Origin of the sequence: Cohnella sp. OV330, from assembly GCF_900112065.1 — a bacterium.
Lineage (GTDB): Bacteria > Bacillota > Bacilli > Paenibacillales > Paenibacillaceae > Cohnella.
Genome location: NZ_FOKE01000009.1, coordinates 302,131 through 324,998 on the forward strand (window position 1 = coordinate 302,131; position 22,868 = coordinate 324,998).

Consider the following 22,868-nt stretch of genomic DNA (forward strand, 5'->3'; position numbering starts at 1 on the left):
TCATGCTCAGATGATGGAGGAGAACATGGGTGAATAGAAGATTGATCGCGGTATTGGTCATGCTGCTGGGCGTCGTATTCCTCGTACGGCCGTACGAGAGCCACGCCGAGACGAAGATGCAGAAGATCGAGCGGCAGCTCAAAGAGATCCAAGCCCAGATGAACGCCGCTGCGGAAAATAAAAAGGAAGCCGAGCGTCGGAGCGAGGACCTGACGAATAAAAAGGCGCTCGCCAAGACGGATATGTTTACGCTGCTCAAGCAGATTCAGCAGACGGCGGATCAGCTCGACGCGACGCAAGCCAAGATCGACGCCGCCGAAGCCAAACTGCTGAAGACGACGTCGGAGCTCGAGTCCGCCGAAGCCTCCAGGCAGAACCGGGACGAGCAGTTAAGGGACCGCATCCGGCTCATTTACATGAACGGCTCCGTCTCTTATCTGGACGTGCTGCTGAGCTCCAAGAGCTTCTCGGACTTCGTCGGCCGGTTTCAGTCTCTGCAGTCCATCATGGAGCAGGATAAAGAAGTGCTGTCGCAGACCGAGAGCTACAAGGCGCTTGTCGCCGACAAGAAGGCGCAGGTCGAACTGGACCTGACTTCGGTCAAAAAGCTGTACAGCGACATGGCCGACAAGAAGGCCGAGCTTCAAGACCAAGAAAAAGAAAAAGAAGTGCTCGTAGCGAGCATCAATCAAAAGATCGAAGAAACCGAGGACATCAGCGAAGAAGCCGAAGCCGCGCTAATGGAGTTCGGCAAAAAGTATTCGAAGCTGCTGGAGCAGAAAAAACAGCTGAAAACCTACTATACCGGCGGCAAGCTGGGCCTTCCGCTGAAGCGGGAGTACCGATTGTCCTCGCCGTTCGGTTACCGGACGCATCCCGTGACCGGTCAGAGAAACAAGCTGCATACGGGCATGGACATGGCCGTTCCGGAGGGCACGCCGGTCTACGCAGCCGAATCGGGCACCGTCATCGTCGCCCAGTCGTGGAGCGGCTACGGCAACTGTATCATCATCAACCACGGCGGCGGGCTCTGGACGCTATACGGCCACTTGAAGCCGGGCGGGATCCTCGTGGAAAAAGGCGAGACCGTCAAGCGCGGCGAAAAAATCGGCCTCGTCGGCATGACAGGTACCGCAACCGGCTACCATCTGCACTTCGAGGTCCGCAAAGACGGCACGCCGGTCAATCCCGCGCCATATCTCAAATAAATAGCAGCCTCCCGCACAGCCGCCCCAAGGCGCCGCCTACCGTTCCAGTGGGCAGCCCGGGGCGGCTGCTGCATTTTCGGGCGTTTAAACGGTATCCCTTTCGAACAGGCGGGGGAAGAATAGCCTAAGACTAGGTGTCTGAGACGTTTGAACGGTATCCCCTTAAAACAGGAGGCAGGGATTCGCGTAACGAACCGGAGCCTAGTCATTAAACAGTATCCCCTTCAGTCAGATTAAAAGATTATCATGCTCAAGCCGGGACCCTTCACATTTTATCCCCTTCGTCCAGGACGGTTAAGCGACTGATATTCTTTGAAGCGATCCTTAAGAGGCTGTAGGCGCGCGTTCGCGGCCCTCCGGTGAACGCATTACCTGCACGAAGGGGATATCGTTAAAACGGAAAAAACAGAGTATTAAGATGAGTGTGTTCCACTATTTGTAAATTGCGAAAAAGCAGACCGGCAGGATTTGAACTTCCGTCTGTCGAATACGTATGGTCGGCATACATATCGGATTACGGAAACGAAAGGCGGGATTCGTCTTGGATCTGACGATCGATTGGTTGCGGTTGGCGGGCGAGAGTATCGGCGTCCTGTTCCTATCGCCTTTTCTATATATAGCGCTTGCGATGGTCTGGTGGCATTCGCGTCAGAGCAATGTGCTGCAACGCAGGTTGTTCCATGTCAGGCTGCGAGGTACGCTGCCGATGACAGCGGCCCGTATCGTCGCGGGTTTCATCGCGGGCATTGCATTATCCGCGCTTGGGTTTGCCGCTGGCGCACAGTTGACCGCCTCGACGCTCGTATGCGTCTGGGTCGCGACGTTCGTTCTAGCCCTGTTCAAGCTTCGATATGTTTGTCTCGCCTACGCGGCCGGCGCGCTTACCGTTGTTCAGGCGGTCCTGTCTTGGACAGGCGTTCCTGACGGTGACGATACGATCAACCGGGTCTGGCAGGCGGTGAACGATATCGATGGTCCGTCATTGCTGTTTTTGGCCGGTCTGCTGCATATTGCGGAAGCGCTTCTCGTTCGGCTGCAGGGATCGCGTTATGCTACGCCGTTGTTCCTCGAAGGCAAACGCGGGAAACCGATCGGCGCCTATTCGCTGTCCGGCCTCTGGCCCGTGCCGCTGCTATGGCTCGTGCCAGCGACTAGCAACAACGGGCTAGCGCTGCCGTGGACGCCGCTGTTCGGCATGGACGGCGGCCCTGCGATGAACGTAGCCGGTTGGACGTTAGCGGCTTTCCCGGTGCTGATCGGATTTACGGACCGGACGACGTCACGTTGGCCCGAAACCAAGGCGAAGGAAATGGCGGGCGGGCTCCTGGTTTACGGGCTGTCGATCGCGGCGCTTGCAGCCGGCGCAGCGTTTTGGGGACCGCTTACGATCGTGGCTGGGTTGGCGGCTTTCATTTTGCACGAAGGTCTGCTTTTCTGGGGAAGATTGCGCGAGCGGGGGCATCATCCTGTTTATGTGCAAGACGGCAGAGGCGTCGTGATCCTCGCCGTCCTTCCCGGCACGCCGGCGTCCGAGATGGGCTTGAGCGCGGGCGAGACGGTAAGCAAGGCCAACGGCGTTCGGGTACGAAGCAAGGAGGAGCTTCACGCGGCGTTGCAGCTCCAGCCGGCGTTCACGAAGCTAGAGGTGCTCAATCGCGACGGTAACGTGAAGTTTGCGCAGCGGGCAAGGTACGCCGGAGAGCACCATCAACTAGGGCTGATCCTGGCGCCGGACGAGGATGCCGAATATGTAGCAGCGCCGCGTTCGTCCTCGCTGCGCCAAGGGCTCCGTCTAGCGGGTGCAAGGTTGCGCGGAGAAGGCGCTCGCAGAAGCTTCGGCGGTTCGGAAGAGGCCGTAGCGTTGGAGAGCGGGCCGCCGCCCGAGAAAACCGGAATGTCGGGGAATGGCGTACTTGCTTTGACCGCGGGTACGCCGGTTACGGGGATGCCAGGTGAAGGTGAAGAGACAGCAGAGCAAGCCCTCGGGACTACGCTCGCCATGGCTCCGAAGCCCGTGCCTGAAGGCCTTCCTCCGCGCAGCGGGCGACGTAAGTAGAGAGCGGGCGAAGCGTGCGAACGGATTGTTTTTGAAAATCAAATTTGACAGTCCACCCGTTGTTCGTTAATATGGTTGGGATTCGTCCTCTAGGGTTCCGAGTCGGCTACGGCCGCCTGTCTGGTCCAAGGGAGGGCGCGCGCTGCCGATTGCGGCAGGCGTCACGGAGGGACAAAAGCCCGGGAGTATCAGAATGCACGGTCATGCGCGCCACTCGCGCTGCGTACCTTGCATGCCGATGCTTTCGGGCTTTTTTTGCATCTTGGACACAAGGAGTGGGGATCGACGATGACAAAATACTGGACGCTGCTCGTCGCAGCCGGCGTGACGGAAGTAGGCTGGGTGTCGGGCTTGAAGCATGCTTCAAATTGGTGGGAATGGCTGCTGACGGCGGTCGCATTAGCTTTTTCTTTTTGGAGCCTGATGGAAGTGACGCGCGTGCTGCCGATCGGAACGGCTTACGCTGCATTCACGGGGATCGGAGCCGCTGGGACGGTGATCGGAGAAGCCGTCTTTTTCGAAGGAGAACTGAATGCGGCTAAATTAGCGCTTGTCGCGCTCATGATCGTCGGCATCGTCGGTTTAAAAGCGACATCCGGACCCAAAACGAAATCGGATGTTGAAGAAGGGGGGGCGCACTGATGGCCTGGATCTATTTAGTTTGTGCGGGCCTGTTCGAAGTAGCGGGGGCGGTCGGTTTAAATCGCTGGAGCAGCCGCAGGGATGCGTGGGGACTTATTATCATCTGCGTGAGCTTCTTGTTCAGCTTCAGCCTGCTGACGGCCGCAATGCAGGATATCTCGATGGGGACGGCTTACGCGGTGTGGACGGGCATCGGCTCGGTGGGCGCGACCGTGCTTGGTATGATTTTTTACGGCGAATCGCGTCAGGTCATGCGTATCTTCTTCCTCGCGTTGGTAACCGCTTCGGCAGTTGGTTTAAAAGTGCTCGGAGAGTAACTCAAAAATAAGCAATGTAGCAAAATTAGTACCATTCTATCCAGAAAATTTCCTGATATAAAGGAAAAAGGTGGATTTATGTCGAATTACTCGATAAAATGCCAAATCCGAAATCATGCATGGAGTCGAGATATTAAATGCATACTGATCGTTGGAACTTAATACAATACCGTTTCCCTCAAACGAGCAAGTTATTATTGCAAGCTCCGGAAGCCACCGCCGCCCTTTCCTTGCGCATCGAGACTTCCTTGGAAGGAGCTTCGACTATTTTCGCCAAGGGACCGCACGGCGGTTCCTTTCTTCATCATCCTCAACGTCCTCTTGCCGAAGCCCATGCATTTGCGTCCACGCTTGTCAAACAGGGGGCGTCGCATGTCATTTTTTATGGAGTCGGCTTGGGGCATCATATCGAAGCCTTTCATCGCCTTCATCCACGCATTCCCTTTTCCATTTATGAGCCAAATGCTCAGGTTGCTCGCCTCTTTGCCGAAAAAGGTAGTGGTGAATTTCTTTTATCCAGCATGATTCGCGATTTTAAGGTTCAGTTCCGTCTGGAAGACGCCGCGCGCTTTTTAAGAGATTTTATCGACAAGACCGACGACGAGATCGTTCTTTGTGCGCTCCCTGGGTACATAGAGTTGTTTAAAAGTGATTTAGAACGCTTCAACGAAGACTTGCAGATTTTATTGCAGCATAAAGCCGGCAATTTGGCGGTCACGAAGCGCTTCGGAGAATTTTGGAGCGAGAACAGTCTTACTAATTTAAAGCTCACTTTGACGACACCAAACATATTTCAGATGAGAAGGCACTTCCAAGGAAAGCCCGCCATTCTTATTTCTGCGGGACCTTCCTTGTCGGAAGATATTCCGCTGCTTCGAAAAATTAAAGAGGAAAGCCGCGCCTATTTATTTGCGGTCGGTTCGGCTATACATACGCTGGTTCATTACGACATACTCCCCGACGCCGTTTGTACTTACGATCCACAACCGCACAACGATGTCATTTTTCAAAGCATGCTTGAAAAAAAGATCCGAACGGTTCCTATCGTTTTCGGAACCAGCGTAGGCGGACGGATGGCTCTTGATTATGAAGGCCCTAAGTTTCACATGTTGACGAGCCAGGATCGGATTACGCCGTATTTTGCGGGAGAACACGTTCTGAAGTATCCAGTTGTTCAAGATGCGACTACGATCGCTAATGTTACTCTACAATTGTTGGCGCATTTGGGATGCAATCCAATCGTGCTAGCCGGACAAAATTTGGCATTTAAAGAAGGAAAACAATATGCAAACGGAATTCCTTATAAAAGCAAAGGAAATTTGCAAAATCGCATTTCCGTTCCCGCTGTGGATGGGGGATATGTGCAGACGACGGAATCATACAACCGGATGAGATTGGAAATGGAACAATATATACGATTGTTGCATCCGATTGAAGTCATTAATTCAACGAAAGGTGGAGCGCTTATACAAGGAGCTCCGCATCGTTCGTTATTCGAATTAGTGGAATCCCGATTGCCGCAGGGAGCGGTTTGCTCATCGTGGTATAAAGATGCGGCCGTCGATATACCGAGCGTTCGAATTTCGCAGGCGATTGCCCGTTTGAACGAAGAATTAGCGGCGGTGATAGGTTTGTTCCAAACGTTAGCGTCTATTATGCAGGATATGTCTTCTATGCTCAAGCAAGGAGAGACGCGTGGTTTGGGAGGGATATTTCGATCGTTCGATCAAGCTTTCAGCGATTGGAAGGAAAACGAATATTCAAAATGTATTCTGATCCCGATGCAGAGAGCTGGTTATGAGCGTTTATATCAGAAAGTCGAGAAGGTGCGTTTGGAAAAAGACGTTTTAATGAAAGCTGCGTTGATTTTAAAAGAATACGGAACTTTTATTAGAGATTCCTATAATGCCTTAGAAAAAATAAAACCATTATACAAGGCCGCATTGGAAGAAGTCCGACCATTGAGCAGTGAGTTTGTAAATAGGGGGAAGGTACGTTGAGCAAAAAGAAAAGGCATTCGACGACCGGAAAAAAGAACCTTAAAAAATCGATGCAAATCAGCATTGCTTTTACGCAGCTGGCAAGCATGAACTTTCCGGGCATTCTTCATGCTGCGGAGGTAAACAAGCAGGAAATGCCTAGCGTTGTCCGTACTTATACGCCCAGCTCATATCCGGCATTAGCGAGTGTTTATACTTATTCGCCTCTCTCGCTGGTATCCTCGTATGACCCGTTGCGTATTTTATCGTATGGCCCGTATCGTACGAGCGTCGCATCGCCCACCCCTACGCTGTCGCTGCAGTTCGACAAGCCGATTCAATTGGGAACGGGTTTTATTCGAATCTATAACAGCACGGATAGCTCATTAGCTAGCAATATCTCGATATCCGGGGGAACCGTCCATAACGCTACTTATATATTAAGTGGGACCAATTTGCGAATTGATCCCGTAGCTTCGCTTGAAGAGAAAAATTCGTATTATGTGCTTATATCTTCTGGTACTTTTTTAAGTTACAGCGGATCCGTATATGGCGGGCTAGCGGATACGAGCGCTTGGACGTTCAATACGGGAGATTTTACGGCTCCAGTCGTTACTGGGTTTGTTACGGCTCATAACCCGGGGTATACGGCTCCGTTGGCCAAGCTTCAATTTGATGAAAATATCTCGTTATGGTCCGGCATGATCGCCGTTCGCCGTTCAGACGACGATTCACTCGTCGCCATGAATACTTACGTCGGCGGAAATCTATTTGAGATGGATTGGGGATATGCTTTCTCCTCTGGGAATCTCCTTAATTTTCAAGTTTATTCCCAGTTGGATAGCGGAATTTCATATTACCTTGATTTAGGTTCAATGACGGTTAAAAACGAGGCAGGTCTTTTTTATCAAGGCGTAAAAGTATCTCCGGACTGGGATTTCTCGACCATTGATACATGGTCTCCCTTAGTGACGAAGCTGGAACCGAGTGACGGAGAAGTGACTGAATTGCTGCCGGCATTGCGAATGACGTTCGATGAGCCGGTAAGATTAGGCACAGGCAGTTGGATCGTACGCCGCGCCGATACAGGGGATGCTGTACTGACGGTTCCGGTAGCGAACGGAATCGTGACAGATGGCGAGTATTACGTGTCGCTGTACGATTTGCTCCACGCGGATGTGTACCCATGGAACCCGCTTGATAGCGGTACATCCTACTACATTGACGTGGCTCCAGGTACGTTGGTAGACCATCAAGGCAATGCATATGAAGGAATTAGCGGGCCGAGTGGCTGGAACTTCCGGACGGTGAACAACGTGCCGAGTCTGCGCTACCGTGGCGTGAACCAGGAAGGCGCGACGCCGGAGCTTCGGATGCGGTTCAGCGAAGCGGTCGAACTGGGAACGGGCTTCATCGAGATTCATCGCCAGACTGACAACAGCCTGGCCGAGCGAATCGCGGTATCGGGCGGTGCGATGGTGGGCGGTACGTATCACTTTAGCGGCGGCAATGGCATTCGGGTGACGCTGGATCAGCCGCTGGCGGACGACCAATCGTACTACGTGCAGGTGACGTCGGGGACGTTCCGCGATCTGACGGGGCACGGGTTCTCGGGTGTCCATGCAGGGGCATGGACGTTCCGGACGGCGGACCTGACGGCGCCGACGGCGACGTACAGCCCGGACGATGGAGCGGAGTCGGGTGTGTGGCCGTACTTGCAGATGACGTTTGACGAGCAGGTGCGATTTGGCAACGGCAGCCTGATCCTGCGCCGCGCGGATACGGGAGAAGCGATCTCCACAGTTCTGATCACGAGCGGCACGACGTATTACGGGAACGAAGCCATGTGGCTATACAACAATCAGCTCGAATGGAGTCCACAGACGAGGCGTTTGGACAGCGGCACGTCGTACTACGTCGACATCGCACCAGGCACGTTCCGGGACAACGCGGGCAACGCATACGCAGGCGTAATCGGGCCAAGCGGCTGGGATTTCCGGACGACGGACTATGCGCCGACTCTGCGCTATCGCGGCGTGGACCAAGCGGGCGCGACGCCGGAGCTGGCGATGCGGTTCAGCGAGGCGATCGAGCTGGGAACGGGCTTCATCGAGATCCACCGGCAGAGCGACAACAGCCTGGCCGAGCGAATCGCCGTTTCCGGTGGTGCGATGGTGGGCGGTACGTATCACTTTAGCGGCGGCAACGGCATTCGCGTGACGCTGGGTCAGCCGCTGGCGAACGACCAATCGTACTACGTGCAGGTGACGTCGGGGACGTTCCGCGATCTGACGGGGCAAGGTTTCTCAGGCGTTCGCGCAGGGGAATGGAGGTTCCAGACGGCCGACCTGACGGCGCCAACGGCGACGTACAGCCCGGACGACGGGGCGGAGTCGGGCGTGTGGCCGTACTTGCAGATGACGTTTGACGAGCAGGTTCGTTTCGGAGCGGGCAGCTTGATTCTGCGTCGGGCAGACACAAGCGAAGCCGTCTATACGGTACCGGTGACGAGCGGCACGACGTACTATGGCAGCTATGGCATGTGGCTGTCGAATAACCAGTTGGTATGGTACCCGCAAACCCAGCTGGACAGCGGCACGTCGTACTATGTTGACATCGCGCCGGGGACGTTCCGGGACAACGCGGGCAATGCATACGCCGGTGTAAGCGGGCCAAGCGGCTGGGATTTCCGGACGACGGACTATGCGCCGAAGCTGCGCTATCGTGGCGTGGACCAAGCAGGCGCGACGCCGGAGCTTCGGATGCGGTTCAGCGAAGCGATCGAGCTGGGAACGGGCTTCATCGAGATTCACCGGCAGACCGACAACAGCCTGGCCGAGCGGATCGCGGTCTCGGGCGGGGCGATGACGGGCGGGACGTATCAGTTCAGCGGCGGCAATGGCATTCGGGTAACGCTGGATCAGCCGCTGGCGGACGACCAATCGTACTACGTGCAGGTGACGTCGGGGACGTTCCGCGATCTGACGGGGCACGGGTTCTCGGGTATCCATGCAGGGGCATGGACGTTCCGGACGGCGGACCTGACGGCGCCGACGGCGGCGTACAGCCCGGACGACGGAGCAGAGTCGGGCGTGTGGCCGTACTTGCAGATGACGTTTGACGAGCAGGTGCGCTTTGGAACGGGCAGTTTGATCCTGCGCCGCGCGAATACGGGAGAAGCCGTCTATACGGTGCCGGTGACGAGCGGGACGACGTACTATGGCAGCTATGGCATGTGGCTGTCGAATAACCAGTTGGTATGGTACCCGCAGACCCAATTGGACAGCGGCACCTCGTACTACGTCGACATCGCGCCGGGGACGTTCCGGGACAACGCGGGCAACGCATACGCCGGTGTAAGCGGGCCAAGCGGCTGGGATTTCCGGACGACGGACTATGCGCCGACTCTGCGCTATCGCGGCGTGGACCAAGCGGGCGCGACGCCGGAGCTGGCGATGCGGTTCAGCGAGGCGATCGAGCTGGGAACGGGCTTCATCGAGATTCACCGGCAGAGCGACAATAGCTTGGCCGAGCGAATCGCGGTATCGGGCGGAACCATGATGGGCGGTACGTATCAGTTCAGCGGCGGCAACGGCATTCGCGTGACGCTGGATCAGCCGCTGGCGGACGACCAATCGTACTACGTGCAGGTGACGTCGGGAACGTTCCGCGATCTGACGGGGCAAGGGTTCTCGGGCGTCCATGCAGGAGCGTGGACATTCCGGACTGCGGACCTGACGGCGCCGACGGCGACGTACAGCCCGGACGACGGAGCGGAGTCGGGCGTATGGCCAGTGCTGCGAATGACGTTTGACGAGCAGGTGCGATTCGGCAACGGCAGCCTGATCCTGCGCCGCGCGGATACAGGAGAAGCGATCTCCACAGTTCTGATCACGAGCGGCACGACGTATTACGGGAACGAAGCCATGTGGCTATACAACAATCAGCTCGAATGGAGTCCACAGACGAGGCGTTTGGATAGCGGCACGTCGTACTACGTTGACATCGCACCAGGCACGTTTAGGGACAACGCGGGCAATGCATACGCAGGCGTAAGCGGACCAAGCGGCTGGGATTTCCGGACGAAAGATTCCCCACCGAAGCTGTTGCATTTTGAAACGGATACGGATACGCTCGCGCCAACGCTCAGAATGCAGTTTAACGAAGCGATCGAGCTGGGAACCGGCTACATTAATATTTACCGCAACTACGACGGCAGCCTGGCCGAACAAATCGTAGTGTCCGATGGGGGGATGGCGGGGGCGGCCTATGAATATAGCGGCATATCAAGCATCAGAATTAAGACGCAACAACAGTTGGCGCAGGATCAGGCGTACTACGTTCAGATCGTCCCAGGTACATTCAAGGATCTGAAGGGGCATGGCTTCTCGGGTTATATGGAAAACTACTGGACGTTCCGAACGAAGGTTTTTACGGGGACAGAGTCCAATCCTTTACCTAACTCAACGGATTCAACGTCGCCGGTGTTGCCGACCGATGAGTCTAAGCCGCCGGTAGTTAACGTTAGTGGGCCGAATCAGGTGCTAGTTGTCCCGACCCTTTCAGAATCCGGACAAGTTTCTTTTACAATCTCCGCGGCTCCGGATAATGCAATGGTTTATTATTATCATGAGAAGTTTAAAAAGTGGATCGCCGTACCAAGCGTTAAAAACGGGGAGATACTGACTGCTACCGTACCAGAAGGAGCCTGGGCGGCCGTGATAGCCAGTGACGAGATTATACAACCCGCGGATACGGTGAAAAGCTGGGCCAACGCCGATATTTTGAAGCTCATCAGTATCGGCATCGTAAATGGTTACGAGGATGGCAGTTACAGGCCGAATGTCGAGTCCAATCGGTATGAAGTTGCCGTAATGATCGCAAGGGCATTGGCACCGGAGACAACTAAAGCCGATCAGACAGCGTTGGACCAGATGCCAGATCAAGAGTCTATCCCGGTCTGGGCCCGTGCCTCCGTGGTTTATATGGTCAGTCATGGTATTATGGGCGGCTCGGGCGGCGGATTTGACGGCAGCTCATCCATAACGAGAGCGCAATTGGCTACCATTATCGGAAGACTGCTGCCTGATCCATCTGATATGAAAAGCGTACTCTACAAAGACGGGGATGCGCCCGAATGGGCCAAGGAAGGTATTGCCAAAGCGGCGCATTATGGGATTATGAATGGATTTCCGGACGGTACTTTCGGTTCCGATCAACCCGTAACGCGAGAGCAACTCGCCAAAGTCTTATCAGCGCTGATCGAAATTTTATAGTAAATAAAAAAAGCTGCTTTCCGTCAGACCGTTGAAGGTCCGGGATGCAGCTTTCTTTTTATCGGGCATAATCCATGTATACCCAGACGAACGCCCCGACGACTGCCAGACAAACCATCGCGAAAAACGTTATCTTCCAAGCGCTGCGCGGCGCGTTGCCGGAGACGAGGCCGGTCTGGCCGTTGACCATGAATCGATACGGCTTGGATTTGTAGTTGTAGCTAGCGTTCCAGACCGGCAGCAAGAGATGCTTGAACGTACGGTTGAAGTAGTCGGTATCGATGTTCAGCGAGCGCACCTCGTCTCCGCCGATCTCGGCGCGAATGTCGCTGCGGAGCGCGTCGCCGATCCACTCTCGCGCTTCCCCCCAACCCTGCGAACGGTTGACGGAATAGCGTTCGGCGATGTAGCCGCTCAAATAATCGGGTTTGTAGCCGAACAGTCCGCCAAGCTCGAAGTTGCCCAGGCGCTCCAGCAGCTTGGCGTCGTATTGGCCGGAGGCTGGGACCAACACGTCGTTGAAGAAGCGGTCGTACTCGCCGCTCACCCAATGCCAGACCGTGTAGCGCTCCTGCTCGGTATAGGTCTCCGTTTTCCCGTTCACGACGCGCGTTTTGGTCACGGTCCGATAGTGGTAATCGCCGCGTTCGGCGGTGTATGCGGAGGAAGTATCCGCATCGTACGTCCAATACGGAATATAGATACCGGATAAGCGAGCGCTCGTATTTTCCCGTTTGAAGGCGCCGGGAAGAAACCAGCGTTTCTTTTTCCATGCCCGGAAGGCGGCCGTCGCGTCGTCTCTGTCGACTTGAAATGGGATGAGCGATTCCGGCTTAATATTTGCTGTAGCAGGTTGGGACAGCACCTTCGGCGAGCCGCAGAACGGGCACAAGGTGGCCGTCTGCAAGGCAGGTATCAGACTTTCCCCGCCGCAAGCCTCGCATTTGATCGTCTGCTGCGCTAAGCCCCAGTCCGTGTCCGCTTCTTCTTGCATGCCGTCGTCCAGCGCATGCTCCTGCGGAAGCTCGTTGTCCGAGTCGATCGCTTGCAGCCTGCCGCAATATTGGCACTTCAGCTGCTGGCTGTCCGCGTCGAACAGCATCGCTCCGCCGCAGCTCGCGCAGGGAAATTGTATGGCTTCCATCGCTTCGTTTGCGTCTTTCGCCATTCCGTTCTACACCTTCGTTCCGCAGTTGGAGCAGAACTTCGCGTTCGGCGCGAGCGGCTGCCCGCACTCCGAACAGAACTTTTTCGCCGGCGCCGTGCCGCCGTCGTCCGAGGCGACGCCGCCGACTTGCGCGGCACGCTCGCTTGCGGCCGCCCCGCTGCCTGGAGCGGCAGATCCTGCACCCGAACCTGCGCCTCCGCCGGCATTTGCCGCGTTCTGCTGCTCGTTTTGCCGCATCATCTGGCTCATCGCCTGTCCCATCGCCATGCCTGCGCCCAGACCGATGCCCGTACCCGCCGAGCCGTCGGCCGGGTTGTTCGCCGCTTCGCGCAGCGCTTCGGCAGTTTGATACTTCATATACTGATCGAGATTGCCCGCGATATTCATCGACGACCTGCGGTCGATCGTCTTCTCGACCTCTTCGGGCAGCGAGATGTTCTCGATCGTGAGGGCGGTCAGCCAGAGGCCCATCGCCATGAAGTGCGATTGGAGCTTATCGGCTGCGGCGCGGCTCAGCTCGTCGTACGAAGCGGCCAGGTCGATGACCGGAATCTTCGATTCGCCCAGCAGATCGCTCACGCCGGAGACGATGACAGACTTGAGGTAGCCGGCCACGTTTTCCGCCGAAAAGTCCTGCTGCGTCCCGAAAATCTCCTTCAAGAACAGCGCGGGGTCGTTCACCTTAAGCGCATAGTTGCCGAAGCCTCGCAGGCGTACCATTCCGAACTCCGCGTCGCGCATGATGACCGGATTCGTCGTGCCCCACTTCAGCTGCGTGAAATTGCGCGTACTCACGAAGAAAACATCCGCTTTGAAAGGCGAGTTGAAGCCGTATTTCCAAGACTTCAGCGCTGTAAGCACCGGCATGTTCTGCGTGCTCAGCGTGTAAGTGCCCGGACCGAAAACGTCGGCGATCTGGCCTTCGTTGACGAAGACTGCAGCTTGCGATTCGCGCACGACGAGCTTCGCGCCCATCTTAATGGCATTGTCGTAGACGGGAAAGCGGTATACCATCGAACCGGTATCGTCCAGCCATTCGATGACTTCGATGAACTGGCCCTTGATGAAGTCGAACAATCCCATATTCAGCCTCCGTTCGATCTCGTTTGCCTTCATTATAAGCTTTATTTCCCGTGCGTTCGATAAAATGTTGTTATAATGAAAACAACAAGCGCGCAAGCGCAGCAGGATGATGCGGGAGGAAGTTATGACTAAAATCGTTAAGGCGCAATTCGATACGACGGAGAGAGACCTCGTCGCGTTGAATACGAGACATTTCTATGGCAGTCCCGGTTATGTTTTTTTTATGCTTGTATGCGGCGCGAATTTCATTTACATGACGCTCGCGGTTATAAAGGAAGGATGGGGGGCGGCGGATCATTTTCATTTCCTCCAATGGCTGCTGCTGGCCTTCGGGCTGTTCATCCCGGCGTCCTCTTATCTTAGAGCGGTGCAAGCGATAAAAAGGCGTTTTGTGACGGAGCAACGGCAGTACGAGTTTGACGAGTCCGGTTTCCGCTATCGCACGTCGTCCGCGCAAGGGCTGGTCGCCTGGTCGGACGTTCGGCGGTTTACGATCGGTCGCCGCATGATCGTCCTGTACGTCGGCCAGAAGGGCGTGAGCCTCATTCCCGAGCGAAGCCTGTCCAATAGAGAGGATCTGGCGCAAGTGAAGGACTGGATCCGGCAAAAGGTGAGTCCGCCAATCGTGCGCCGCGCTGCAAGAAACCGCACGCTGCTATACGCAGGCATCTTGGCCGCCGTCATCGTCGCCGTCGCGCTTGCGTTTGCGTAGATGGGATTCGAACGATAGCTTCGAAAAAACAAAAGCCTCCGCAGCAATCGCTGAAGGAGGCTTTCACGTTCCCTAATGTTTTGCAGCTATTAAGCAGATCCTTCCGGTTGCCGCACCACGAGAATCTCCACGCGCCGGTTTTTTTGACGGTTGGCCTCGGTATCGTTCGCGGCGACGGGACGCGTATCCGCATAGCCGGCAATTTCAAATATTTTTTCCGGCAGCTTGCGCGTATCGACGAAGTACCGGAGGACGGACAGCGCGCGGCCCGACGACAAGCCCCAGTTGTCCCGAAACGCAGATCCGGGCTGAATCGGGAGGTTATCCGTATGGCCCTGGATCGAGATCGTCGTGTCCAGCTTCGTAAACAGGCTCGACAGCTTGTCCAGTGCCGGTCTCGCATCCGGTTTAAGATCCGCTTTGCCGAGATCGAACAGGAATCTGTCCGACAGGCGTATGGCGATGCCCTGAGGCGTGTCTCCGACGAACACGTCTTGCTGCAGTTTGTTTTCTTTGACGTACGTTTCGATGACCTTCAGCACATCCTGGAGCGCTTGTTCGCGACGTCTCGCGATCTCGGCTTCCAAGTCGGCCGAGGCGCTTGGCGACGGACTGGCCGATGGAGGCGGGCTTTCGTATTTGGCGACGTCCGTACCGCCTTCGAGACCGCTCCCCATCTCGATGATGCTGTCCGCCCGATGGAACTCCAATTGGAGCGACTTGGCCAGCGTGTCATATTTTTTGATATCGATCTGGCTCATCGCGTACATAATAATGAAGAAAATGAGCAATAGGGTGATCAGATCCGCATATGTAATCAGCCAGCGGTCATGGTTCTCATGCGCGCTTCGGCTGCGTCTGCTCCGTTTGCGCGCCATCTTCGTTCTCCTCCTTTTTCCGGTCGAACGACAGCGACTCCGTGTGCATGAAGGCAGTCAGCTTCTTGCGGATGAGCGCCGGATTCTCGCCGGCTTGAATCGCGAGTATGCCTTCCAGCATCATTTCTGTGAACTGTACGTTCTCGGCCGCGCGAATGCGTATCTTGGACGCGATGGGCAGGTAGAGAATGTTCGCGGAGGCAACTCCGTACAGCGTGGCGGTAAACGCCACCGCAATCGCAGGCCCGAGCGTGCCGGGATCCGCCAAATTGCTTAGCACGTGGATCAGGCCCATAACGGTGCCGATGATGCCCATCGTCGGCGCATACCCGCCGGCAGATTCGAATATTTTCGCCTGATTTTCCATCCGCTGCTCGATGGCGTCGATCTCGAACTCGAGGATTTGCCTGCTGAGCTCGGGATCGGTGCCGTCGACGACGATTTGCAGACCGCTTTGGATAAAAGGGTCCGGATGCTCCACGAGTTTATTTTCGAGAGAAAGCACGCCTTCGCGGCGGGCGATCGTGGCTAGTTCGACGAGCTCGTCGATCCGGGAAGCCGCCTCCAGCGCACCGGGCCGGAAGGCCGTCTTCAACGATTCGGGAATCTGGCGGAGCCGGGATGCCGGGAAGCTGATGGCGACGGCCGCGAACGTGCCTCCGAATACGATCAACAGCGCCGTTTTCTCCACGAGCCCCTCCCAATGCCCGCCTTCCCATAAAAATCCGCCTATCAACGCGGCAAGGGCCGCCAAAATGCCCCATGACGTCGTTTGATCCATGCGCTGCTTCATGCAGCTTCACTCCTTTGACTGGTTTCCGGGAACCCGATATAATGAATGAGAACACATATTCGGACTCGCTGGAAGGGATATCCTGTTTATCGGTCGGATGAAGCAGGGTACGATATAGGACTTTGGTCTACAAGACACGGAGGTGGGCTTAGACATGGCAGTGCCGTCCGGATTCAAGCTGCAATCGGAGTACGAACCGCAAGGAGACCAACCGGCAGCAATTAGGCAATTGGTAGCCGGCATCAACGAAGGGAAGCGGCATCAGACGCTGCTCGGCGCGACGGGGACGGGCAAGACATTCACGGTCGCGCAGACGATCGCCAAGGTGAACAAGCCCACGCTGGTCATCGCGCACAACAAGACGCTGGCGGCGCAGCTGTGCAGCGAATTCAAGGAATTTTTCCCGGAGAATGCCGTCGAGTACTTCGTCAGCTATTACGACTACTATCAACCCGAGGCGTATATCCCGTCCTCGGATACTTATATCGAGAAGGACTCCAGCATCAACGACGAGATCGACAAGCTCCGCCACTCCGCGACCTCGGCGCTGTTCGAGCGTCGCGACGTCATTATCGTCGCGAGCGTATCGTGCATTTACGGTCTCGGTTCTCCGGAGGAGTACCGGGACCTTCGCCTGAGTCTGCGCGTGGGGATGGAGAAATCGCGCAACGCGATCCTGCACAAGCTGGTCGACATCCAATATCAGCGCAACGATATGAACTTCACGCGCGGGACGTTTCGCGTGCGCGGCGATGTCGTCGAGATCTTCCCGGTATCGGTCGGCGACCGTGCCATCCGGGTGGAGATGTTCGGCGACGAGATCGAGCGGATCACCGAGATCGACGTCTTGACGGGCGAGATCATCGGCTCGCGCGATCATGTCGCGATCTTTCCGGCGTCTCACTTCGTGACCGCCCAAGAGAAGATGAAGGTCGCGCTGGTCAACATCGAGCGCGAACTCGAAGAGCGCCTCGCCGAGCTGCGCGAGCAAGGCAAGCTGCTAGAAGCGCAGCGTCTGGAGCAGCGCACGCGTTACGACCTCGAGATGATGGCGGAGATGGGCTTTTGCTCCGGCATCGAGAACTACTCAGGCCCGCTCACGTTCCGCGAGCGAGGAGCCACGCCGTATACGCTTATGGACTTCTTCCCGGACGACTACCTCATTGTCATCGACGAGTCGCACGTTACGCTTCCGCAGGTACGGGCGATGTACAACGGAGACCAAGCGCGCAAGACGGTGCTCGTCGACCACGGCTTCCGGCTCCCGTCGGCGAAGGACAACCGGCCGCTGCGCTTCGAAGAGTTCGAGGGCAAAGCCAAGCAGCTCGTCTATGTATCGGCGACGCCCGGTCCCTACGAGCTCGAGAACTGCCCGACGATGGTGCAGCAGATCATTCGTCCGACTGGTCTCGTCGACCCGATTATCGAGGTGCGTCCGACCAAGGGACAGATCGATGACCTGCTGGGCGAGATTCGTGCCCGCATCGAACGCGACGAGCGCGTGCTCGTCACGACGCTCACCAAGAAGATGTCGGAGGATTTGACCGACTACATGAAGGAAGTCGGTATCAAGGTTCGCTACCTGCACTCCGACATCAAGACGCTGGAGCGCATGGCGATTCTGCGCGACCTGCGGATCGGTACGTTCGACGTGCTGGTCGGCATCAACCTCCTGCGGGAGGGCCTGGATTTGCCCGAAGTCACGTTGGTCGCTATCCTCGACGCGGATAAAGAAGGCTTCCTGCGCGCCGAGCGTTCGCTGATCCAGACGATCGGCCGGGCCGCGCGCAATAGCGAGGGCAGGGTCATCATGTACGGGGATAAAATCACGGATTCGATGGCCAAAGCGATCGGCGAGACCGAACGCCGGCGCGCGATCCAAACGGCTTACAACGAGAAGCATGGCATCACCCCGCAGACCATTCGCAAAAAAGTGCGCGACGTCATCGAGGCGACGAAGGTCGCCGAACAGAAGAGCGCTTATTTGACCGGTCTCGAGGACGTCGACAAACTGTCCAAGAAGGACCGTCAGTCCGTGATCAACCGCCTGGAGGCCGAGATGAAGGACGCCGCCAAGAACCTCCAATTCGAACGCGCTGCCGAGCTTCGCGACGCGCTGATGGAACTCAAGGCAAGTCTATAAAGCTGCTTCGCAATCCTTGCCGGGATCACGAATCCTGGCAAGGATTTTTTGATTTGTAGGCACGGGGCTGAACTAGACAGCGATGAGGCGTTACAGTGACTTTTTCGCGTTTTAACGATATCCCCTTCAGACAGGTGCGTGATGACATAAATACGTTTTAACGATATCCCCTCCATTCAGGGATTGGCGCCCGAGATGCAGTCGTAACACAGATATCCCCGAAGATCAGGTTACAAAATGACGCTTTAAACAAATGGATCTATATGGTAAAATAAGAACAAATGTTCCCTTTTAATGGATGTGAGGATGATCCTTTTGCGTTCAACTTACGAGCAGATGCCGACTTTTCAGGAGGATGCCTGCGAGCTGGCTTTGTTCCAGTCCAAGTGGCCAAGCGGCTTTCGCTGTCCTCGATGCGACGGATCCGCGTATTACCGCATTGCTTCCCGAAGCAAGAGGCTTTACGAGTGTCGCGTCTGCCACCATCAAACCTCTCTGACTGCGGGGACGATCATGGAGGGGACGCGCACGCCGCTCGTAAAGTGGTTCAGCGCGTTATATTTGATGCAAAAGGGGATCTCCGCTACGCTATTGGCAGAGGTTATTCAAGTAACCTACAAGACTGCTTGGCTTATCAACCATAAGCTTAGACATGCCATCCAAGTGTGGGACGAATCGAGGCCTTTAAAAGGAGAACTGCGATTATACGGCGATTTTTATGCGCGTCCGGTTATGAGCGGCGTTTTTGATCCGCCCGATCAACGTGATCAACCGGCAGTTGTAGGGGCTTCAATCGATCCGGAATCCGGCGAGGTTGCACAAGTTAAAATTAAACGAGTGCCTCATACTGAATTTAGACGGCGTTTATATGGTGTCGAATCCTATGGCACTTTCCTGTGGCGCCATGTGACGGATGTAAAATCCGAAGTCCAAAGCATCGAAATCGTTAGACAAAGCGATAGCGAAGGAGTAACGGAGCTCGGTTTGATTAGGCGGGGGGCTATCGGGTGGCTGGCCAGAACGTTCGGCGGAATCGGCCCGAAGCATCTGCAGGCTTACCTTGACGAATATTGTTTTCGACTCAACGCACGTTCGGATGCGTTTGGTATGCTTTTATCTTTATGCGGAATGACTCGGACCGTGTCGCTTCGCGGACTAGTAAACAAAAGAAGAACTGTACGATCTGTAAGATGGACGGGATTAGCTAATTTTAAGCAGCAAAGGAACGTATTCCAGGTTTCTTAACAACGGTTCAAGTTTGTAAGATCGCGGCTAATTACTATTTTTTAAGCGCTGACCTGGATTCTTGGATAGCTTATTTGTGAATTTGAGAGTGGTAAATGTTGTCGGCGACCTGATCGAGGGGGATAACGATATAAAGGGGGGGAGGAATCAATTGGCTAGTTGGGATGGGTGTGGACTCTTGGGGGAAGCCGACGGACTGATTTTTTAGTTAAAGTAACGATTGCCTGTTCGAAGGGGATAACGTTGAAATGCCTTGAAAGACAAGCTGTTTGGGTCGGGAGCGGCCGAATCGGTGTAAGGACCAAATGAGCAGCGCTCTCCAAAGAACGCCGCGCCTTGGTGGGATTTCCATTTGCGAACCAGTTCGTCGGCAAGTATAATGAGATGAGAACACATATTCTTATGTGATGGAACGTGAACGGAGGCGGCGCGGAGAGCGAGCCCAGGCCGTTAACGACAGGAGGCTGTACGTTTTGGGAAGCGATCAGATCGTCATTAAGGGCGCACGCGCCCACAATCTGAAAAATATCGACGTGACCATTCCGCGCGACAAGTTCGTCGTGCTGACCGGTCTTAGCGGTTCGGGCAAGTCCTCGCTCGCGTTCGATACGATATACGCCGAGGGGCAGCGCCGGTACGTGGAGTCGCTCTCCGCGTATGCGCGCCAGTTCCTCGGGCAAATGGACAAGCCGGACGTCGACTCGATCGAAGGGCTCTCGCCGGCCATCTCGATCGACCAGAAGACGACCAGCCGCAATCCGCGGTCGACCGTCGGCACCGTGACGGAGATTTACGATTATCTGCGTCTCCTGTATGCGCGCATCGGGAAGCCGCATTGCCCGGAGCACGGCATCGAGATTACGTCGCAGACGGTCGAGCAGATGGTCGACCGGATCATGGAGTATCCGGAGCGCACTCGCTTGCAGATTCTGGCACCGATCGTGTCGGGCCGCAAGGGCGAACATACGAAGCTATTGGCCGATATTCAGAAGCAGGGCTTTGTTCGCGTACGGGTGAACGGGGAGATCATGGATCTGTCCGAACCGATCGAGCTGGAGAAGAACAAGAAGCACTCGATCGAGGTCGTCATCGACCGGATCGTCGTGAAGGAAGACGTCGCGACGCGTCTGGCGGACTCGCTCGAGACGGGGCTTAAGTTGTCCGGCGGACAGATCATCGTGGACATCATCGACAAGGAAGAGTTGATGTTCAACTCACATCTGGCTTGTCCCGTGTGCGGGTTTTCGATGGGCGAGCTGGAGCCGCGGCTTTTCTCCTTTAACTCGCCTTTTGGCGCTTGTCCGGATTGCGACGGTCTCGGCGTGAAGATGGTGGTCGACCCCGACCTGCTGCTGCATGATAAGAGCAAGAGCATCGAGCAGGGGGCCTTTTCCGCGTGGGCAGGCAGCACCTCGACTTATTATCCGCAGTTCCTCGCGGCGGTGTGCAGCCACTACAAGATCCCGACGAAGGTGCCGGTATCCGAACTCACGGACAAGCAAATGAAGCTGCTGTTGTACGGGACGGGTCCGGAGAAGATTCGGTTTAAATATCAAAACGAGTTCGGCTATACGCGCGACGCAATGGTCCAGTTCGAAGGCGTAGTGCCGAACCTGGAGCGCCGCTACCGGGAGACGGCATCGGACGGCATCCGCGAGTTTATCGAAGAGTACATGGGTGCCAAGCCCTGTGAGGGCTGCAAAGGAAAGCGGCTGAAAAAGGAAGCGCTGGCGGTTACCGTCGGCAGTCAGAACGTGGCGTACGTCACGGCGCTGTCGATCGGCGACGCGATGAACTTCTTCGGCGCGCTTGAGCTGAACGCCAAGGATACGCAAATCTCCAACCTGATTTTGAAGGAGATCAGCAGCCGTTTGGGGTTCTTGGTCAATGTAGGGCTGGATTATCTCACGCTATCGCGCGCGGCGGGCACGCTTTCGGGCGGCGAAGCACAGCGCATCCGGTTGGCTACGCAGATCGGCTCGAGCTTGATGGGCGTCCTGTACATCTTGGACGAGCCGAGCATCGGCCTGCACCAGCGGGACAACGACCGGTTGATCAAGACGCTGGAGCATATGCGCGATCTCGGCAATACGCTCATCGTCGTCGAGCATGACGAGGACACGATGATGGCGGCCGATTATCTGATCGATATCGGGCCGGGCGCAGGCATTCACGGCGGCACGGTCGTCGCGCAAGGCACGCCTGAAGAGGTTATGCGCGACGACAAGTCGCTGACGGGCGCTTATCTGAGCGGACGCCAGTTCATTCCTGTGCCCCTCGCAAGGCGCAAGCCCGACGGACGTTGGATCGAAGTGAAGGGCGCGACGGAGAACAATCTCAAAAACCTGAGCGCGAAGTTCCCGCTTGGCGTGTTTACGGCCGTGACGGGGGTATCGGGTTCAGGCAAGTCGACGCTGGTCAACGAGATCCTGTACAAGACGCTGGCCCGAGACCTGAACAAGGCGAAGGTGCGTCCCGGCCAGTACAAGGAGTTCCTCGGACTGGAGCATCTGGAGAAGGTCATCGACATCGACCAATCGCCGATCGGGCGCACGCCGCGCTCCAACCCGGCGACGTATACCGGGGTGTTCGACGATATCCGCGACGTATTCGCGATCACGAACGAGGCCAAGGTGCGTGGTTATAAGAAGGGTCGCTTCAGCTTCAACGTCAAAGGCGGCCGCTGCGAAGCGTGCAAAGGCGACGGCATCATCAAAATCGAGATGCACTTTCTGCCGGACGTTTACGTGCCCTGCGAAATATGCAAGGGCAAGCGCTATAACCGCGAGACGCTCGAGGTCAAGTACAAGGGCAAGAACATCGCTGAAGTACTGGAAATGACGATCGAGCATGCGACGGAGTTCTTCCAGAACATTCCGCGCATCCATCGCAAGCTTCAGACGCTGCTCGACGTCGGCCTCGGGTACATGACGATCGGTCAGCCTTCGACGACGATGTCCGGGGGCGAGGCGCAGCGCGTCAAGCTCGCGGCCGAGCTGCATCGCCGCAGCACGGGCAAGACGCTGTACATTCTCGACGAGCCGACTACGGGTCTCCACGCCCACGATATCGACCGGCTGCTCCAGGTGCTGCAGCGCCTGGTCGATTCGGGCGAAAGCGTGCTTGTCATCGAGCACAACTTGGACGTCATTAAGACGGCGGACTATCTCGTCGATCTCGGACCCGAAGGCGGCAGCGGCGGCGGCACGATCGTCGGCATCGGCACGCCGGAGCAACTATCGAAAAATGCGAAGTCCTACACGGGCAAGTATCTCGGTCCCGTGCTGGAGCGTGACCGGGCGCGCACCGAAGCGGCGTTGGCGACGGTCGAGGTTTAAGATTAGATCGACGCAACCTTTGCGGTCGAG

The 22,868-nt window shown here is 56.2% G+C and carries 14 protein-coding genes and 1 riboswitch; of the genes, 10 read left to right on the forward strand and 4 right to left on the reverse strand.

What is annotated here, in order from left to right; all coding sequences use genetic code 11:
• Window positions 1–29: 29 nt before the first annotated feature.
• The 6 genes from BM235_RS21535 (at window position 30) to BM235_RS21560 (ending at window position 11,478) form a co-directional block, all read left to right on the forward strand.
• Complete coding sequence (locus BM235_RS21535) at window positions 30–1,208, forward strand: murein hydrolase activator EnvC family protein (protein WP_090116297.1); 1,179 nt, start codon at window positions 30–32, stop codon at window positions 1,206–1,208.
• 541 nt (window positions 1,209–1,749) lie between these two features.
• Complete coding sequence (locus BM235_RS21540) at window positions 1,750–3,264, forward strand: PDZ domain-containing protein (protein WP_090116298.1); 1,515 nt, start codon at window positions 1,750–1,752, stop codon at window positions 3,262–3,264.
• A 78-nt stretch (window positions 3,265–3,342) separates the two neighbouring features.
• A riboswitch (guanidine-I (ykkC/yxkD leader) is annotated at window positions 3,343–3,452 on the forward strand.
• Window positions 3,453–3,552: 100 nt separating this feature from the next.
• Window positions 3,553–3,906, forward strand: coding sequence for a DMT family transporter (locus tag BM235_RS21545; protein ID WP_090116299.1), 354 nt, complete (start codon window positions 3,553–3,555; stop codon window positions 3,904–3,906).
• On the forward strand, window positions 3,906–4,223 hold the full coding sequence (locus BM235_RS21550) for a DMT family transporter (protein WP_090116300.1): 318 nt from the start codon (window positions 3,906–3,908) through the stop codon (window positions 4,221–4,223). Before BM235_RS21545 ends, BM235_RS21550 begins: the two co-directional genes overlap by 1 nt.
• Window positions 4,224–4,360: 137 nt before the next feature.
• Window positions 4,361–6,223, forward strand: a complete 1,863-nt coding sequence (locus tag BM235_RS21555) for a motility associated factor glycosyltransferase family protein (protein ID WP_090116301.1) — start codon at window positions 4,361–4,363, stop codon at window positions 6,221–6,223.
• A gap of 854 nt (window positions 6,224–7,077) precedes the next feature.
• Window positions 7,078–11,478, forward strand: coding sequence for an Ig-like domain-containing protein (locus BM235_RS21560; protein WP_255374506.1), 4,401 nt, complete (start codon window positions 7,078–7,080; stop codon window positions 11,476–11,478).
• Between the two features lie 58 nt (window positions 11,479–11,536).
• Here the strand turns inward: BM235_RS21560 and BM235_RS21565 are convergent, their stop codons facing one another.
• Entirely contained in the window at window positions 11,537–12,646 is a 1,110-nt protein-coding gene (locus BM235_RS21565) for a TFIIB-type zinc ribbon-containing protein (protein WP_090116303.1), read from the reverse strand.
• A gap of 6 nt (window positions 12,647–12,652) precedes the next feature.
• Entirely contained in the window at window positions 12,653–13,762 is a 1,110-nt protein-coding gene (locus BM235_RS21570) for an SPFH domain-containing protein (protein WP_255374507.1), read from the reverse strand.
• A 91-nt stretch (window positions 13,763–13,853) separates the two neighbouring features.
• Here BM235_RS21570 and BM235_RS21575 point away from each other — a divergent pair, with 91 nt between their 5' ends.
• The gene (locus tag BM235_RS21575) at window positions 13,854–14,441 is read left to right on the forward strand and encodes a YcxB family protein (RefSeq protein ID WP_158543760.1); all 588 of its coding nucleotides are present in this window, start codon (window positions 13,854–13,856) and stop codon (window positions 14,439–14,441) included.
• An 89-nt stretch (window positions 14,442–14,530) separates the two neighbouring features.
• Here BM235_RS21575 and BM235_RS21580 read toward each other — a convergent pair whose 3' ends face one another.
• Both BM235_RS21580 and BM235_RS21585 read right to left on the reverse strand, forming a co-directional pair.
• Window positions 14,531–15,319 carry an OmpA/MotB family protein gene (locus BM235_RS21580; protein WP_090116305.1) on the reverse strand — a complete coding sequence of 263 codons (789 nt, stop codon included), beginning with the start codon at window positions 15,317–15,319 and terminating at the stop codon, window positions 14,531–14,533.
• The gene (locus tag BM235_RS21585; RefSeq protein ID WP_090116352.1) at window positions 15,279–16,100 is read right to left on the reverse strand and encodes a flagellar motor protein; all 822 of its coding nucleotides are present in this window, start codon (window positions 16,098–16,100) and stop codon (window positions 15,279–15,281) included. Before BM235_RS21585 ends, BM235_RS21580 begins: the two co-directional genes overlap by 41 nt.
• A gap of 166 nt (window positions 16,101–16,266) precedes the next feature.
• Here BM235_RS21585 and uvrB point away from each other — a divergent pair, with 166 nt between their 5' ends.
• The 3 genes from uvrB (at window position 16,267) to uvrA (ending at window position 22,838) form a co-directional block, all read left to right on the forward strand.
• The gene (gene uvrB / locus BM235_RS21590) at window positions 16,267–18,255 is read left to right on the forward strand and encodes an excinuclease ABC subunit UvrB (RefSeq protein ID WP_090116306.1); all 1,989 of its coding nucleotides are present in this window, start codon (window positions 16,267–16,269) and stop codon (window positions 18,253–18,255) included.
• Window positions 18,256–18,570: 315 nt separating this feature from the next.
• Window positions 18,571–19,500, forward strand: coding sequence for a transposase (locus BM235_RS21595; RefSeq protein WP_158543759.1), 930 nt, complete (start codon window positions 18,571–18,573; stop codon window positions 19,498–19,500).
• Between the two features lie 473 nt (window positions 19,501–19,973).
• Entirely contained in the window at window positions 19,974–22,838 is a 2,865-nt protein-coding gene (gene uvrA, locus BM235_RS21600) for an excinuclease ABC subunit UvrA (RefSeq protein WP_090116308.1), read from the forward strand.
• Window positions 22,839–22,868 lie beyond the last annotated feature (30 nt).

Excerpts from the sequence above, each read along its gene's own strand:
- BM235_RS21550 (WP_090116300.1), top strand. The coding sequence starts at position 3,906 with ATGGCCTGGATCTATTTAGTTTGTGCGGGCCTGTTCGAAGTAGCGGGG.
- BM235_RS21565 (WP_090116303.1), bottom strand. The coding sequence starts at position 12,646 with ATGGCGAAAGACGCAAACGAAGCGATGGAAGCCATACAATTTCCCTGC.
- BM235_RS21575 (WP_158543760.1), top strand. The coding sequence starts at position 13,854 with ATGACTAAAATCGTTAAGGCGCAATTCGATACGACGGAGAGAGACCTC.
- BM235_RS21555 (WP_090116301.1), top strand. The coding sequence starts at position 4,361 with ATGCATACTGATCGTTGGAACTTAATACAATACCGTTTCCCTCAAACG.
- BM235_RS21580 (WP_090116305.1), bottom strand. The coding sequence starts at position 15,319 with ATGGCGCGCAAACGGAGCAGACGCAGCCGAAGCGCGCATGAGAACCAT.
- BM235_RS21570 (WP_255374507.1), bottom strand. The coding sequence starts at position 13,762 with ATGAAGGCAAACGAGATCGAACGGAGGCTGAATATGGGATTGTTCGAC.
- BM235_RS21560 (WP_255374506.1), top strand. The coding sequence starts at position 7,078 with ATGACGGTTAAAAACGAGGCAGGTCTTTTTTATCAAGGCGTAAAAGTA.
- BM235_RS21545 (WP_090116299.1), top strand. The coding sequence starts at position 3,553 with ATGACAAAATACTGGACGCTGCTCGTCGCAGCCGGCGTGACGGAAGTA.
- BM235_RS21585 (WP_090116352.1), bottom strand. The coding sequence starts at position 16,100 with ATGGATCAAACGACGTCATGGGGCATTTTGGCGGCCCTTGCCGCGTTG.
- uvrB (WP_090116306.1), top strand. The coding sequence starts at position 16,267 with ATGGCAGTGCCGTCCGGATTCAAGCTGCAATCGGAGTACGAACCGCAA.